Source organism: Methylocystis sp., assembly GCF_051061285.1.
Lineage (GTDB): Bacteria > Pseudomonadota > Alphaproteobacteria > Rhizobiales > Beijerinckiaceae > Methylocystis.
This window is the reverse complement of the sequence record NZ_JBPFEA010000010.1, coordinates 1-15559: the sequence shown is the minus strand read 5'-3', so window position 1 is coordinate 15559 and position 15559 is coordinate 1. Positions and strand designations below refer to the sequence as shown.

The window sequence follows — 15559 nt, the reverse complement described above, 5'->3', positions numbered from 1 at the left end:
CGGCGCGCATGTTTGCCGCCTCAGCTCGCTCTTGTCACTCCCCCACGCCGCAGCGCTTAAGCTAGTATAGATTGCACAGATATCGCGCAAAAGGCAACTATGCAAAGACATATAGCGACAAGAAATTGAATAAATCGACTCAATATCGAGAATATTGTACGGCGCGACGAACATATACGCCATGATATTGGCAGCACATATTTTGCCACATTTCACAATTAACTAATTTGTCTTCGCCTCCATTCAGACGGATGGAAACTGTGCGCTTGACGAAGCGAACGCGCTCGTCAGCATCCTTCACGCATTGTGCGTAAACGGAGCAATCCTGAATGAATCGTATCTGTGGCGTACTGACGATCCTTGCACTGACGACCGCGCCGGCTCTGGCGCATCACCATCACGCCTCCCGCCATTCCTCCCACCATTCCTCCCACAATGCCTCGCGCCACGCCGAGGCTTCGCAGGGCTTCACCGCCAACGCGTCATTCTACGGCGGCGGCCCGCGCCGCTACGAACCCAACAGCCACACCGCCAACGGCGAACTCTTCAACATGTGGGACATGACGGCCGCCCACCGCACGCTGCCGATGGGCACGCGTCTGCGCCTGACCTACGCCGGGCGTTCGGTGGTGGTGCGTATTAATGACCGCGGACCGGCGGTCTGGACGGGGCGCAGCCTCGACGTGTCGCGCGGCGCGGCGACCCAGCTCGGCCTCATCGAACGCGGCACCGGACAGGTGCGCGTCGAGGTGATCGGAAAGAGCTAAGAACATCGCGCGCAACCCTCTCCCATCGGGAGAGGGTCGGACCGGAGGTCCGGGGTGAGGGGTTTCCCTCACATAAATCTGCGCCCCTCCCCAACCCTCGCCCGCCGCGCTTCGCTTGCGGGAGAGGGAGTTGGCGGCGCGCTTCACCGAGATATCCGCTTCAAGGGCGCAATCTCCTCCCTCTCCCGCGGCAGCGGGGGAGGGTTGGGGGCGTCCACCCTCTCCCACAGGGAGAGGGTTACGCGCGCGCTATGGGAGAGGGGTTTCCTTCACATAAATCTGCGCGCCCTTTTCCAAAAACTCGGCGCTCTTTTCGGCCATGCCCTTCTGGCGTTCGATCTCTTTCGCCTCTTCGCGCAGGTCGCGGGTGATCTGCATCGAGCAGAATTTCGGTCCGCACATCGAGCAGAAATGCGCGACCTTGTGCGCCTCTTTCGGCAGCGTCTCGTCGTGAAATTCGCGCGCCGTGTCGGGATCTAAACCGATCTCGAACTGATCCTCCCAGCGGAAGTCGAAACGCGCCCGGCTCATCGCGTCATCGCGTTCGCGCGCCGCCGGGTGGCCTTTGGCGAGATCGGCGGCGTGCGCGGCGATGCGATAGGTGATGACGCCGGTCTTGACGTCGTCGCGATCCGGCAGGCCGAGATGTTCTTTAGGCGTGACGTAACACAGCATAGCGGTGCCGAACCAGCCGATCATCGCGGCGCCGATGCCCGACGTGATGTGATCGTAGCCCGGCGCGATGTCGGTGACGAGCGGGCCAAGCGTATAGAAGGGCGCCTCGCCGCAGACTTTCAGCTGCTTGTCCATATTGGCTTTGATCTTGTGCATCGGCACATGGCCGGGGCCCTCGATCATGACCTGGCAGCCCTTGTCCCAGGCGATCTTCGTCAATTCGCCCAGCGTCTCCAGCTCGGCGAATTGCGCGGCGTCATTGGCGTCGGCGTTGCAGCCGGGGCGTAGACCGTCGCCCAGCGAGAAGGACACGTCATATTTGCGCATGATGTCGCAGATCTCGTCGAAGCGTTCGTAAAGGAAGCTCTCCTTGTGCTTCGAGAGACACCAGCGCGCCATGATCGAGCCGCCGCGCGAGACGATGCCGGTGACGCGATTGGCGGTCAGCGGCACATAGGCGAGGCGCACGCCGGCATGGATGGTGAAGTAATCCACGCCCTGCTCCGCCTGCTCGATCAGCGTGTCTTTAAAAACTTCCCAGTCGAGCTTGAGCGCATCGCCGCCCACCTTTTCGAGAGCCTGATAGATCGGCACGGTGCCGATCGGCACGGAGGCGTTGCGGATGATCCAGTCGCGGATGTTGTGAATGTTGCGGCCGGTGGAGAGGTCCATCACTGTGTCGGCGCCCCAGCGGATCGCCCACACCATCTTTTCCACCTCATCCGCAACGGAAGAAGTGACGGCCGAATTGCCGATGTTAGCGTTGACCTTCACCAGGAAGTTGCGGCCGATGATGACCGGCTCCAGCTCCGAGTGATTGACATTCGCCGGAATGATGGCGCGGCCGCGCGCGACTTCCTCGCGCACGAATTCGGGCGTGACGAATTCGGGAATGGCGGCGCCAAAGCTCTCGCCGTCGGCGATGCGTTCTCTCGCGACGTCAAGCGCGCGCTCGCGGCAGAGGTTCTCGCGATGCGCGACATAGATCATCTCCTCCGTCACCATCCCGGCGCGGGCGAACTCAAGCTGAGTGACGGGCTGCGCGCCGGCCGCCCGATAAAGCCCGCGCGCGGCGGGGCAAGGCGGCACGAGCCGCTCGCCTTCAGCGAAGCCGTTGTCCTCTGGCTTGACGCCACGTCCTTGATAGGGCTCGAGTCCTGCGCGCGTCGCGAGCCAGGGACGCGCCGAGGGCAATCCCGCCGAAAGGTCGGGCGTGAAGGATGCGCAGGTATAGGGTCCTGACGGGTCGTAGACCCGAAGCGGCGGCTCGCCCGAGGACGGGTCGAGCGCGATCTCGCGATAGGGAACGCGAATGTCGTCGCGTTCCTTCGGCGAGGAATAGACCTTGCGCGATTTTCCGACCGGCCCGGTGGTGACACTTGCCGGCATGCGCTTGTCGTGGATGTTCATGATCGCGCTCCTTCATCGCGCTTCGTCAAGGGAAGCGGACGCTGAGTCAGGAAGACGAAGGAGGATGCGCTATCATTGCGACGACGCGAGGCGCGCCGTTCGCTCTTTCGCTGGCCTTCCCTACGCCGGCATGACCCGGATCAGGTTCGACGGGTGCTTCTCAGCCGCGCTTGCGGCGCCCCTCGCCATTAGGTGAAAACTAGTCCGTTCGCCACCGCACCGCAAGGCGGCGAACGACGCCCATCAGGATGGCTGATCGGGACTCTGCTCATTGCGCCGATGGCTGACGCCAACGACCTTTTCGAGCGCCACGACGAAAGCGAGGGCTCTACTGCCGCGCGCACCGCGAGAAGACGCGGTCCTTTTGTCGATTTGCGCTCAGGCGCACAATGCGCAGACAGCATATGTGTTGCAAAGACGTTACAGAGAGGAGAAATCTTTGCGTGTGAAGGCGAATTCGCGCCTAAAGTCGAGCGGCTCTTGTATTGTCTAATATACTGTAAACATGCGTCGACCTTCGGCGCGACAGGCGAATGCCCGCCAGTGGCGAGGCTTGAGAGACGGTTCGCTTCGGGACTCGCCGACAATGAAAAAATCGAATTCGCGCAGCTTGCTCTTCTCGCTGACCGCAATCGCAGCGCTTGCGCCGTCCGTCTCCTTCGGCGCCGACGGCTATTTCCTTACAGGCTTTGGTCCGCGTCAGAGAGCCTTGGGTGGCGCTGGCGTCGCGGACTCGCGAGACGCAATGGCCATGTCGATCAACCCGGCTGGCATTGTCGGACTCGAACGGATGTTTCAAGTCGGACTCGGCGTGAGCCTGCCCGAGCGGGGGTACTCGACCGTAGGGCAACCAGTGGTCCTGGCGCCTGGCGATGTGAGGAGCGGTCGGCCCATCTTTCCGGTGCCCAACGGCGCTTATGTCCACCCGATTGACGCGGAGTCTGCTTGGGGCCTCGCCACATACGGCAACGGCGGCCTCAACACCTCCTACGACATCGGGCACTTCAAGCCGCCGGTCAAAGCTGGCCCGGGAGGCATTATCACTGTCTCTCCGTCGTTTGGCGGCGTCCTCGGCGGCGGCGCGGCCGGACTCGACCTCCAGCAGTCCTTTATCAGCGCCACCTACGCCAGAAAATTCGGTTCGTTCAGCGTGGGCGTCTCACCCACTTTGGCGATCCAGATGTTCAACGCGCAAGGACTGAAAATTCTCTCTCCCTACTCCTCCAACATGTACAACTTTACCGATATGGCCTACGATTGGTCAGCCGGAGGGGGCGTGCGGGTGGGTTTCGAGTGGCGCGCGACAAATGAGCTGCGCTTTGGACTCGCCGGCGCAACGCCGATGTTCATGTCCAGATTTCTGAAATACAGAGGACTTATCGCGGACCAGGGCAGTTTCGACATTCCGGCGAACGTGACCGCGGGCGTAGCCTATGACGTGCTGCCCAACCTCACGCTGATGGCTGACTGGAGACACATCTTTTACTCCGCGACGACCGCCGGTTATTCGAGCTATCCCATTTGGTTCGGGTCCTTCGGCTCATCCGGCGGCACTGGCTTTGATTGGCGCGACACGGACTCCGCATCATTGGGCGCCGAATGGCGGGCCACGCCAAAACTAACCTTGCGTGCTGGTTACCACTACTCAACCCTTGCGATGAGAAACCGCGCCGCCACGCTTGCGGCGCTGGCGCCAGCGGTCGCCGCTCACTCCGTCACCGGCGGCTTTGGCTATCAGTTGACGAAGAATTCGTCGATCGACTTCGCGGCCATTTACGACTTCAAAAATTCGGTCAGCTACGCGGAAGACGTTCCATTTGTCGGCAGGGCGTTCTTTCCTTCAATTCCACTGAATGTTCTTCCTCACTACAATCCAAACGCCACGATCACGGCCTGGGGACGCGCCACCCAGTTCACGGTCGGCTACAACTATAAATGGGATGCAGGCGATACGTCCTGGATCCCCAGTCATTTCTGAACATTAGCGCTCCCTGACGGCCGCAGCGATCGGCCCGCCTGGCGCGCCTCCTGAACGGAGGCGCGTCTTTTTTGCGCCCTCGACTCAGCCGACGACGATCTTTGGCGCAGCGCGCTGTTTTTGCGTTTCGAGCAGCGTCTTCACTTTCGCCGCGAGATTGAGATAGACGGCGGCCTGCGGGCTGTCGGGCTCGGCGCCCACGACGGGAGTCCCGGCGTCCGAGGTTTGACGGATCTTGATGTCGAGCGGGGCCTCGCCAAGAAAAGGCACGCCCATCTGCTCAGCGTCATGGCGCGCGCCGCCATGTGCGAAGATCTCCGAGCGACCGCCGCAGTGGGGGCACAGGAAGTAGCTCATATTTTCAATGACGCCGAGGATCGGCGCCTCGACTTTCTGGAACATCGACACGGCGCGCCGCGCGTCGATCAGCGCCAAATCCTGCGGCGTCGAGACGATCACCGCGCCGGCGAGCGGGACCTGCTGCGCGATGGTGAGCTGAACGTCGCCCGTCCCCGGCGGCATATCGATCACCAGCGCGTCGAGCTCTCCCCAGGCGACTTCGCCAAGCATTTGCGAAATCGCCTGCGACACCATCGGACCGCGCCAGACCATCGGCACGTTCTCGTCGACGAGAAAGCCCATCGACATGATCTTCACGCCATAGGCTTCGAGCGGCGCCAGCTTGCCGCCTTCGACCTTGGGTTTGTCAGTCAAGCCGAACAGCCGCGGCATCGAGGGGCCATAGACGTCGGCGTCAAGCAGGCCGACGCGCCAACCCTGAGCGGCGAGGCCGAGCGCCAGATTGGCCGACGTCGTCGACTTGCCGACGCCGCCCTTGCCCGAGGCGACGGCGACAATGAAACGGATTTTTTCCAGCGCCGGGATACCGCCTTTTTGCTGAGGCGGCGGCGCGCCGGCCCCATGCGCATGGGCTTGGGCATGGGCATGGCCTTGAGCTTGGGCTTGAGCCCGAGGCTGCGGAGCCTCGGGGCGCGAGGCGCGCTCGGCCGTCAAGGTCACCACAGCCTGCTCGACGCCGGGCGCCGCCTTGATCGCGCGCTCGGCCGCGACTCGCGCCGCCTCCCAGGCCTGCGTCTGGCTCGGATCGCCGGCCAGCGAAACGAAGGCTTTGGCGCCCGATAGGTTGACGCCGCTTACCGCGCCGGCGAGCGGCGCGCCGCCCGGCCCGTAGAGCCCTTCCAGAGCCTTCAAAATGTCAGCTTCCGTCGCCACGCGCCCGCTCCTTGCCTGTTTAGAGCTGTTCCAGGCAAGCCATATGCCGCGATTAGCGCCCCCCGTCCATCGGCGCGCCGCAACAATCGCCCTCCTTCTGCACGGGCGGGCATGGAACGTCGCCATAAGAGCAGAACACACAGCAGTCTCCCGCCTTTGGCCTCAGCCGCGCGCCGCAGGAGACGCAGACATGCACGACGACGCAGGCGTCCTGCGGCATATCGAGCGTTTCCGCGCGCGCGCAGTGCGGACAGGCGAGAGTCGATTGGAGCTGCAAATCCGCCTCTTTGTGCGCCTGATCCGAATTTGATCAGGCGGCTGTTCCTATCACGCAGAATCCATTGCCGAATGGGTCGGCGCAAAATGCTATGGGCGGGCGGGCGCCGCCTTCGAATTTCTGCTCACATTTCGCGCCAGCGTTTACTGCATTTGTCAAAAAGGCTTCAAAATCGTCGACGTGAAAGTCGATATGAACAGGCGTCCAGTGTCGCTCATATCGACGAACCTCGTCTGTTCCCTGGGCCGGTTTGCTTCCAGCCGATTTCTCGATCAGTCCGATTTGGGAGTTTCCACATTTGAGCAGGACATATGTGGGAACAGGTCGAGCGATCTCGGGAAGTCCCAAGGCGTCGCGATAAAATCGCAGGCCGTCTTCAAGCCGCGGAACGTCGATTGAAACTGAGTAGTTCATGCTCATGCCCGGTCAGCCCGACGCTCTGCAATCATTCTGACGAATTTCAAATCTCTCTCATGCGAACATCATCGCCGGATGTTCGATGACATGTTTGAATTCCGCCAAAAGCTCGGCGCCGAGCGCGCCGTCGACGGCGCGATGATCGCAGGACAGCGTCACGCTCATCATCGTCGCCACAACGGGCGCGCCGTTCTTCACGATCATGCGCTGCTCGCCCTGCCCGACCGCCAGGATCGTCGACTGCGGCGGATTGATCACCGCCGTGAAGCTCTGCACGCCATACATGCCGAGATTGGACACGGCCGACACGCCGCCTTCATATTCATGCGGCTTCAGCTTGCGCGCGCGGGCGCGCCCGGCAAGCTCCTTGATCTCCTCGGAAATCTCGCGAACCGATTTCGCCTCGGCGCTACGGATGATCGGCGTCACGAGCCCGCCGGGGATCGACACGGCGACGCCGATATCGGAGGATTTGTGGCGCAGCAGCGCGTCCGGCGTATAGGTGACATTGGCTTCCGGCTTGCGCTGCAGCGCGATGGCGAGCGCCTTGACCACGTAATCATTGACGGACGTCTTCCATGTCGGTTTGCCGTCAGAGCCGAGCGGCGCGGCGGCGTTGAAATCCTCGCGCAGGCGCAGCAGCGCGTCGATCTCGCAATCGACGTTGAGATAGAAATGCGGAATGGTCTGGATCGATTCCGTCAGCCGCCGGGCGATCGCCTTGCGCACATTGTCGTGCGGGATTTCCTCGTAAGAGCCGGCTTCGAAGAATTTGCGCGTCGCGTCGGCGGAGGGAGCGGATGCGAGCGACGCCGCCTTCGGCGTCTCTCCGCGCGCGAGCGCCGATTGCACATCGCGCTCGATGATCCGGCCATGCGGCCCTGAGCCTTGCAGCGCGGAGAGATCGAGGCCGCCTTCCTTCGCCAGTCGGCGCGCGAGAGGCGAAGCGAAGATGCGGGCGCCGGGGGCGAATTGAGCGGGAGCGTTCATCGTGCGGAATCGCCTTTGGCGGCGGAAAGTTCGCTATATATTAGAGGCCTTGCCGAGAGCAGTCCATGAATGCGCCAGGGAATTGGGCGAATCGTTTTTCCTCACCCTCATCCTGAGGAGCCGCCCGCAAGTCGGGTTTACCCGACTTGCGAATTTAACGTCGATCTCGGGCAAGCCCGAGATCGAAGGCGGCGTCTCGAAGGACGAGGGTGAGGAAAAATACGCGAAATCGGGCTTCCTCGTCCTTCGAGACGCGTGCTTCGCACGCTCCTCAGGATGAGGAAGCCCTTGACCCGATCGGCCTGATGAACGTGTCGCCGAGTAGATAAATCGGCCGAGGAAAAACGGCCGCGAGCCAGCTTTATGACCAAGATTTCTACGCCTGGGCCAATGAGCAGGCGGCGCTTCTACGCGCCGGCAAGCTCAGCGAGGCGGATATCGAGCATATCGCCGAAGAGGTGGAGAGCTTGGGCAGGACAGAAAAGCGCGATCTCGTCAGCCGCCTCATCGTCCTGATGGTTCACTTGCTGAAATGGCGCTTTCAGCCGAGCCTGCGCGGGCGCAGCTGGAAGCTGAGCGTCGACGAGCAGCAAATCGCGATTGACGCGCATCTTTCCGACAATCCCAGCCTCAAGAGCGTCATCGCTGACGCGACGGCGCTCGCCTATCGTCAGGCGGCGGATCGGCGTGCAGCGCGAAACTGACCTCGACGCCGCTCTGTTCCACGCGCAGTGCCCCTGGACGTTCGAAGAGATGATGGACGAGGATTTCTGGCCAGAGGAATGATGCGGCGTGCGCAGGGGTGACATGCGGCGCGCGGCGAAAGAGACGTTTGGGATAGGCTAGTAGCCCCAGCTCCTTGAACGCGAGGCCTTGAGGGCGTTAACGTCGTAAGGCTCTTCTCTGGCGTTCTTACTTGGTAGCAAATTGTTAACTCTCTTCCCTCCCTCGACGTTTACGAACGTGTTCCGTGGGTTCCATATTTCTATCGACATGTGGGGACTTAATACAGTGCGGCCGGTGTTTGTGACGAACTCGAATTGGAAACGCAACAGGCTGGATTTTGTTGCTCCAACGGTGACCGCCAGACGATCAAAGCCTCCAGCGGGTACCTCGTGGGCTACAGAAAGTTCAGAGATTTCATGCGGCTTTTCGACATCGACTAGGAAGTTATAGCTCGCACTGGGAGCGATTAAGGAATATCGTATTCCCCTGTCATATTCCACGTACATAAAACCTCTGGGTCCATAATAAATGTTCTTGTTATCATATACGCTTCGCTCAATACGCTGAATCGTAACAGTTTCTGAATAATTCTTTCCATACTGATCGCTGTACGTTACATGCGCATTTAGGCCGTGCAGCCCATTCGACTCAATCTTGTGTTGAAGCGCCCAGAAGGATTTTTCATTCGCTTTCGCTACCTCATTGGTTTGTTGAACCCGAAGAGTTTGCGGAACGTTGGTTAACTTTAGTTGATCTTTCTTTAGTACCGTGAATTTTGTCGCGGAAAATACACCGTTAGCGTCGGCAACCGCAGGTGGTAATTCGGCTAATTCAATCTTCCGCACTTTTCCTGTTAGTAGCGCCGACCCAAATGGCGATAAATCAACCTCTACTGAGACCTCGCGGGCGCTCCCCCATCCGAAATTACGAAGTTCTAGAAACAAGTCGCCATCCGCAACTACTAATGAGTACTCAATTGATGGAGTTATGTTGACATTCACGTCACGAACCAAGAGTTTTAGCCTAGTAATCATCTCAGAAATTTTTCCAGGATTTTGGAATTTGAGATCAATTACTGGAAACTCGTTTGCGAACTCCGAACTTCTGAACGCGTTAGGCGATTCCATTTCTTCTGCCGGCCCAACCGTTGGCTCCTGTCTCTGAGCTGAAGAGGGAGGAGGGCTTGCCAATCTAATGTCGGCAAACTTCGTCCCCTCTGCCTGCTTTTGGGCCTCGCTTGCCTGATTATAAGTAACGACGAACACCGCAAACGATAATAGCGTTAGAAGAAATGTTACGAGAAATAGCGCTTGGGCCCAATTTGGATAGAAAATCAATAACGGAAAAACCGACTGAAGTGTCTTCACAATACTTTCCATTACAATTTCTCCTCGATGCGCAGTTGAGGAACCTTATAGAATGAGTCCGTAAGGTTATAAGGCACACTCATTAAAGACCACCATCTCTATCGGACAGTGGCCGGAAACGAGCCGATAGTGACGGAGGTTCGGCAGTCGCATCAACACGCACGATGCCCGCGACGCCACCTAGCCCCGGCGCGCCTTGCGGGAATATGGCGCTGCCCGCATCACTTCCCTATCACTACGCGCACGGCTTCCCTCTTGGCGCATCCGATCACCGATACATCACCGCCTTCGCCGCCGTGACGACCTCCGCCACGCTCGGCAAAGCGAGCTTTTCGAGATTGGCGGCGTAGGGCATCGGCGTGTCCTTGCCGGTGACGCGCAGCACTGGCGCGTCGAGATAGTCGAAGGCTTCCATCTGCACGCGCATCGCGATTTCGGCGCTAACGCCGCATTGCGGCCAGCCTTCTTCGATCGCGACGCAGCGGCCGGTCTTCTTGACGGACTCGATCACCGTCGCCGTGTCCATCGGCCGCAGCGTGCGCAGATCGATCACCTCGGCGTCGATCCCCTCCTTGGCGAGTTGTTCGGCGGCCTGCAGCGCATAGGTCATGCCGATCGAGAAGGAGACGAGCGTCACGTCCTTGCCGGGCCTTGCGATGCGCGCCTTGCCGATCGGCAGAACGAAATCTTCCAGCGCCGGCACTTCCGACGTCTTGCCGTAGAGAATCTCATTTTCAAGAAACACGACCGGATTGTCGTTGCGGATCGCGGCCTTCAGCAGGCCTTTCGCATCGCTGGCGTTTGACGGCGCAATCACGATCAGCCCCGGCACCTGCGAATACCAGGCGGAATAATCCTGGCTGTGCTGCGCGGCGACGCGCGCCGCGGCGCCGTTCGGTCCGCGGAAAACGATCGGACAGTTGATCTGTCCGCCGGACATGTAAAGCGTCTTCGCCGCCGAATTGACGATGTGGTCGATCGCCTGCATCGAAAAATTGAAGGTCATGAATTCGAGGATCGGCCGCAGCCCGGCGAAGGCCGCGCCGACGGCGACGCCGGCGAAGCCATATTCGGTGATCGGCGTATCGACGACGCGCTTCGCGCCGAATTCCTGCAAAAGGCCCTGCGTAATCTTGTAGGCGCCCTGATATTCGGCGACCTCTTCTCCCATCACGAAGACGTTCGGATCGCGCCGCATCTCCTCTGCCATGGCGTCGCGAAGCGCTTCGCGCATGGTCATCGACACCATCGTCGTGCCTTCGGGCACCTCAGGGGCGACCGTCGCTGATGGTTCCTTGGCGACGCTCGTGGCCTTGGGCGTCGGCGTCGCAGCCTCGACCGCGGCTTTCGTCGCGGCCCTGTTGGCTTCGCCAGGTTCGTCCTGCGGCGCGGTCTGGCCTGGAACCGGCGGGGCGGCTTCGGCCTGCTTTTGCGCTTTGTCCTCTTCGCCAACGCGATCGGCCGGCGCATGGTCGGCGGTGTCGGCGACCTCCTCGCCCTCCTCGGCGATCACCGCGATCGGCGTGTTGACGGCGACATTCTCGGTGCCGCCGGGAACGAGGATGCGCGCAAGCACGCCCTCGTCGACGGCCTCGACCTCCATCGTCGCCTTATCGGTCTCGATCTCGGCGATGACGTCGCCGGCTTTCACCGCGTCGCCTTCGTTCTTGAGCCATTTGGCGAGCTTGCCCTGCTCCATCGTTGGAGACAGCGCGGGCATGAGGACATTGACGGTCATTGACTCAATCTCTCACGCCAGCACGTCCGTCCACAACTCGCTTGGATCCGGCTCCTTGTCCGCAGTGGCGAAATCGGCGGCTTCGGCGACGATCTTGCGCGCATTGGCGTCGATCTTCTTGAGCTCGTCCTCGCTGACGCCGTCGGCGATCAGCCGCGCGCGGACTTGCTCGATCGGATCATGCTCCTCGCGCATCTTCTGGACTTCTTCCTTGGAGCGATATTTCGCGGGATCGGACATCGAGTGGCCGCGATAGCGGTAGGTCTGCGCCTCTATGAGATAGGGGCCCTTGCCGGCGCGGCACCATTCGATCGCCTCGTCCGCCGCAGCCTTGACGATTCGCACGTCCATGCCGTCGATCTGCTGGCCGGGGATCGCGAACGCCGCGCCGCGTTTGGAGAAGTCGATCTGCGCGGAGGCGCGATGGATCTCGGTGCCCATCGCATAGCGGTTGTTCTCGACGATGAAGACGACCGGCAGCTTCCACAGCGCCGCCATGTTGAAGGCCTCATAGACCTGGCCCTGATTCGAGGCGCCTTCGCCGAAAAACGTCAGGGATACGCGCCCGTCGCCGCGATAGGCGTTGGCGAAGGCCACCCCCGCGCCGATCGGCGCCGGCGCGCCGACAATGCCGTGCCCGCCGTAGAAATTCGCTTCGCGCGAAAACATATGCATCGAGCCGCCCTTGCCCTTGGAATAGCCGCCGCGCTTTCCGGCGAGTTCCGCCATGACGCGCCTGGGCTCCATTCCTGAGGCGAGCATATGTCCGTGGTCGCGGTAGCTCGTGGTGAATTGCTCGCCGTCGCGGGCCGCCATCTTGACGCCGACGACCACGGCTTCCTGGCCGATGTAGAGGTGGCAGAATCCGCCGATGACGCCCATGCCGTAAAGCTGTCCGGCCTTCTCCTCGAATCGCCGGATGAGCAGCATGTCGCGAAAGGCGGTGAGTTCTTGTTCGCGAGTGAAAGGCGGGACTGTTGACGCGCCCGCCGCGCCGCCGCCGCTTTCCTCGACCATTTCACCGCTCCCGTCGCTAAGCTTTACTGTGCAGAGTAATCCAAGACGCCGCCGAAAACGAGCGTCTCGCCTGCCTTTCAATTTGGGGAGCGCGCTAGCGCGCGTCGAGCTGCGACTGCAGTTCCTCGGCGAAAGCGGTGATTCTTTTGGCGTTCACGCCAAAGTCATGGCGTCCGTAACGCGACGCCGAGCGCAAATCGATGCGCGTCTGGCCGGGCAGCGGCTTGAAGCGGACTGTGATGTCGTCGTCAAATCCCATGACGAGCGTTTTGTCGATGAAGTCGATATGAGCGTCGCCGCTACGTCCGCCCGGCGGCCGCTTGTCGACAAGCGTCCATCCGCGGGCTTTGGCCGTTTTCAGCACCAAAGCAAAGGCCTCGTCCGTGTCCAGATCGACGACGATCGGTTCGACGTCGGGATAGGCCGGTCGCTGCGTCTCCCGCGCGCGGGACGGGAGGCCGGGAGGCTGGAAGCCGCTGCGCGCCTCGAAGGCGGCTTTGGAGAAGGAGAAAAAGGGCGGATCGGCGACGTCCGTCGAAATGTCGGAAAGCACCGGCAGACGCACCGCCTCGAACGCCAGATAAGCCGGGTAGCCCAGCGTCAGGGCCGCGATGACGAACGCGGTCGCCGCCGCGCCGGCTCCGCGCCGTCCTGTCCGCCAAATCACGCTGCAAGCGGCGCAAAATAAAAGCAGCGCGATCAGCGCCAAGGCCATGGCGCCGCCTAGCGAGGCGAGCGCCGACGCCGGGTCAAGGGCGCCAAGTCGCCCCAGAAGGATCGCCAAAATCGCCACAGTCGCGGCGAAAATCGCGAACCGTCGGCTCCAAAGCGCGACTTTCGACCAGGGCTCGGGCGGAAGATGACGTCGCATCGGTTCAAAGACTCGCGTGACCGCCGCCACCGGGCGGCTCCGGCGCATTTTTCGCAATTTCACGGCGAATGCAACGGCTCTCGCGCATTTGAAAAAAAGTCGGGCGGGCGCCGCCTCCGCGCCGGTTCCTTAGCGGCGCGTTAACTTGCCGAGGACAATCCTAGGAAAACGTCCCTTGAGTTCCCCTCCTGTCGTCGAGCCCGCCCATGTCCGACAAGTATTCCGTCGAGTTTAACGAGCCCCAATCCGGCGGCCATCCCCATGACCTTCTCGCGCGGCTTTACCGCGAGATCGGCATTTCCGCCGTCGCCGCGGCGCTGGAGGTGGAGCAGTTCGCTCAACATGAGACGGCGGCGGTCGCCCGCCTCGACGACCACCGCCCGCCCGCGATGCTTCTGGGCGACGAACTCGCCGCCTGAGCTGGGGCCAAGCAGGGCGGCCACCTTTACACGGCCTTTTACGGCCGCGGTTCGCCGGCCTGCTTCCTTGTGACCCCGGGCCCCTATATGCTTCGGGCAGGAGGACAACGCCATGCGCAAGGCTGTCGCCCTATTCCTGCTCATCGTCGTCGCCACGGTTGGTCTGACAACCGCCGCCGCTGCTGACGTACGCGTGCGCGGCGCGCACGCCCGGGTTCATCGCGTCGCGCCGCCGCCGCCATATACTGATGACGGCTATTTCTCGGACTATGTGACCGGACCGACGGGGGCTCCAACCCCCGTCATGCAAGTGCCGGGCTCCACGAGCGTCATCACCCGAAAAATGATGGACGACTTCCAGTCGCGCAATCTCTGCGACGCGCTGCGGCTTGCGCCGGGGGTCAGCGGCGGAGGCTGCTAGTGTCCACCGTCATTCGCGTGTGTCGGCTTACGTCGGCCCGCCCAGTCGACGTGCGTCAGTCGAAGAGTTCAGGACGGCGAAGCTGCAGCGCCTGAACGAGCGCGAGCGTTTTCATGTCGACGAAGCCGTCCGCCGCCATCAACGCGGCGAGTTCCTTGAGGCCCAGTTCGACGACGCGAACCTCTTCCTCTTCATGCGCGACCCCGCCGCCCTCGCCGACGCGATCCTCGGCCCGGTATTCGGCGAGATATAGCGCCATGCGCTCGGTCGAGACGCCCGGCATCGACCAGGCGCTCGCGACATGTTCGAGCGCGCCGAGCCGCAATCCGCCTTCTTCGAGCGCCTCGCGTTTTGCCGTTGCGACCGCATCATCCTCACCCTCGACGAGACCGGCGATCGCTTCGAGCGATTGCGTCGCGCCGACGGCGATCAGCGCCGGGGCGCGCAGCTGCTCCACGAGCAGCGCCGTCCTGCGCGCGGGATCGTATGGCAGCACGGCGGCCGCGCAGCCATGGTCCTCGACGTCGCGCAGGACGGTCCTTCCGTCCGGCATGCGGATGGTCGCGATCGACATCGTCGCCCAGCGCTGGTGCGTGCGTTCGAGTTTGATGACGGAAGGCTTCATGGCGGAGCTCAATCGCTGGCCGCATCAGAAATCGGATAGACCCAAAAATAAAGGGGCAAGAGCGCGGCTCCTGCCCCTTTACGGATTTTCTTAGCGCGCGTCAGCGGTCATTCGATGCCGGCGCCGCATCGGAATCCGGTTGATCGCATTCCGTCGTTGCCTCGATCATTCAATGATCGATGCGACCACTCCAGCTCCAACCGTTCGGCCGCCTTCGCGGATGGCGAAGCGCAGCTTGTCCTCCATGGCGATCGGCACGATCAGCGCGACTTCCATCGTCACATTGTCGCCCGGCATCACCATCTCCACGCCCTCAGGCAATGTGACGATGCCGGTCACGTCCGTCGTGCGGAAGTAGAATTGCGGACGATAATTGGTGAAGAACGGCGTATGACGGCCGCCCTCTTCCTTGGTGAGGATATACGCCTCAGCCTTGAACTTCGTATGCGGCTTCACCGAGCCCGGCTTGCACAGCACCTGGCCACGTTCGACGTCCTCGCGCTTCGTGCCGCGCAGCAGGCAGCCGACATTGTCGCCCGCCTCGCCCTGGTCGAGCAGCTTGCGGAACATCTCGACGCCCGTCACCGTCGACTTCGTCGTCGGACGGATGCCGACGATCTCGACTTCC

At 61.7% G+C, this 15559-nt stretch carries 16 protein-coding genes and 1 riboswitch; of the genes, 5 read left to right on the top strand and 11 right to left on the bottom strand.

The window, feature by feature from the left end:
* Positions 1 to 329 precede the first annotated feature (329 nt).
* Positions 330 to 767, top strand: a complete 438-nt coding sequence (locus ACR65T_RS02700; protein ID WP_434495046.1) for a septal ring lytic transglycosylase RlpA family protein — start codon at positions 330 to 332, stop codon at positions 765 to 767.
* A gap of 249 nt (positions 768 to 1016) precedes the next feature.
* Here ACR65T_RS02700 and thiC read toward each other — a convergent pair whose 3' ends face one another.
* Positions 1017 to 2852, bottom strand: coding sequence for a phosphomethylpyrimidine synthase ThiC (gene thiC, locus ACR65T_RS02695; protein WP_434495045.1), 1836 nt, complete (start codon positions 2850 to 2852; stop codon positions 1017 to 1019).
* 99 nt (positions 2853 to 2951) lie between these two features.
* Positions 2952 to 3045: riboswitch (TPP riboswitch) on the bottom strand.
* 393 nt (positions 3046 to 3438) lie between these two features.
* Here thiC and ACR65T_RS02690 point away from each other — a divergent pair.
* Positions 3439 to 4830: an OmpP1/FadL family transporter gene (locus ACR65T_RS02690; RefSeq protein ID WP_434495044.1), complete on the top strand. Its 1392-nt coding sequence runs from the start codon at positions 3439 to 3441 to the stop codon at positions 4828 to 4830.
* An 84-nt stretch (positions 4831 to 4914) separates the two neighbouring features.
* Here the strand turns inward: ACR65T_RS02690 and ACR65T_RS02685 are convergent, their stop codons facing one another.
* The 4 genes from ACR65T_RS02685 to ACR65T_RS02670 are packed head-to-tail and all read right to left on the bottom strand — an operon-like array spanning position 4915 to position 7747.
* On the bottom strand, positions 4915 to 6063 hold the full coding sequence (locus ACR65T_RS02685; RefSeq protein ID WP_434495043.1) for an Mrp/NBP35 family ATP-binding protein: 1149 nt from the start codon (positions 6061 to 6063) through the stop codon (positions 4915 to 4917).
* A 52-nt stretch (positions 6064 to 6115) separates the two neighbouring features.
* Positions 6116 to 6340 carry a GDCCVxC domain-containing (seleno)protein gene (locus ACR65T_RS02680; RefSeq protein WP_434495042.1) on the bottom strand — a complete coding sequence of 75 codons (225 nt, stop codon included), beginning with the start codon at positions 6338 to 6340 and terminating at the stop codon, positions 6116 to 6118.
* A gap of 33 nt (positions 6341 to 6373) precedes the next feature.
* On the bottom strand, positions 6374 to 6760 hold the full coding sequence (locus ACR65T_RS02675; RefSeq protein ID WP_434495041.1) for a VOC family protein: 387 nt from the start codon (positions 6758 to 6760) through the stop codon (positions 6374 to 6376).
* 51 nt (positions 6761 to 6811) lie between these two features.
* Complete coding sequence (locus tag ACR65T_RS02670; protein ID WP_434495040.1) at positions 6812 to 7747, bottom strand: 2-oxo acid dehydrogenase subunit E2; 936 nt, start codon at positions 7745 to 7747, stop codon at positions 6812 to 6814.
* Between the two features lie 329 nt (positions 7748 to 8076).
* Between ACR65T_RS02670 and ACR65T_RS02665 the strand changes: the two genes are divergently transcribed.
* The gene (locus tag ACR65T_RS02665) at positions 8077 to 8451 is read left to right on the top strand and encodes a DUF29 domain-containing protein (protein ID WP_434495175.1); all 375 of its coding nucleotides are present in this window, start codon (positions 8077 to 8079) and stop codon (positions 8449 to 8451) included.
* 138 nt (positions 8452 to 8589) lie between these two features.
* Here the strand turns inward: ACR65T_RS02665 and ACR65T_RS02660 are convergent, their stop codons facing one another.
* From ACR65T_RS02660 to ACR65T_RS02645, 4 genes are all read right to left on the bottom strand, one after another.
* Positions 8590 to 9852, bottom strand: a complete 1263-nt coding sequence (locus ACR65T_RS02660) for a hypothetical protein (protein ID WP_434495039.1) — start codon at positions 9850 to 9852, stop codon at positions 8590 to 8592.
* Positions 9853 to 10108: 256 nt separating this feature from the next.
* Positions 10109 to 11578 (bottom strand): pyruvate dehydrogenase complex E1 component subunit beta, encoded by a 1470-nt coding sequence (locus ACR65T_RS02655; RefSeq protein ID WP_434495038.1) that lies wholly within the window; start codon positions 11576 to 11578, stop codon positions 10109 to 10111.
* Positions 11579 to 11590: 12 nt separating this feature from the next.
* The gene (gene pdhA, locus ACR65T_RS02650; RefSeq protein WP_434495037.1) at positions 11591 to 12595 is read right to left on the bottom strand and encodes a pyruvate dehydrogenase (acetyl-transferring) E1 component subunit alpha; all 1005 of its coding nucleotides are present in this window, start codon (positions 12593 to 12595) and stop codon (positions 11591 to 11593) included.
* 94 nt (positions 12596 to 12689) lie between these two features.
* Positions 12690 to 13466 (bottom strand): DUF1499 domain-containing protein, encoded by a 777-nt coding sequence (locus ACR65T_RS02645; RefSeq protein WP_434495036.1) that lies wholly within the window; start codon positions 13464 to 13466, stop codon positions 12690 to 12692.
* 206 nt (positions 13467 to 13672) lie between these two features.
* Here ACR65T_RS02645 and ACR65T_RS02640 point away from each other — a divergent pair, with 206 nt between their 5' ends.
* Both ACR65T_RS02640 and ACR65T_RS02635 read left to right on the top strand, forming a co-directional pair.
* Positions 13673 to 13885 (top strand): hypothetical protein, encoded by a 213-nt coding sequence (locus tag ACR65T_RS02640; protein WP_434495035.1) that lies wholly within the window; start codon positions 13673 to 13675, stop codon positions 13883 to 13885.
* 112 nt (positions 13886 to 13997) lie between these two features.
* Entirely contained in the window at positions 13998 to 14306 is a 309-nt protein-coding gene (locus tag ACR65T_RS02635) for a TonB-dependent receptor plug domain-containing protein (RefSeq protein ID WP_434495034.1), read from the top strand.
* 55 nt (positions 14307 to 14361) lie between these two features.
* On the opposite strand, the gene ACR65T_RS02630 is transcribed toward ACR65T_RS02635, so the two are convergent.
* Both ACR65T_RS02630 and ACR65T_RS02625 read right to left on the bottom strand, forming a co-directional pair.
* Complete coding sequence (locus ACR65T_RS02630; protein WP_434495033.1) at positions 14362 to 14931, bottom strand: NUDIX domain-containing protein; 570 nt, start codon at positions 14929 to 14931, stop codon at positions 14362 to 14364.
* Between the two features lie 165 nt (positions 14932 to 15096).
* Positions 15097 to 15559 (bottom strand): EF-Tu/IF-2/RF-3 family GTPase (locus ACR65T_RS02625; protein WP_434495032.1); only part of this gene is annotated, 463 nt, incomplete at its 5' end.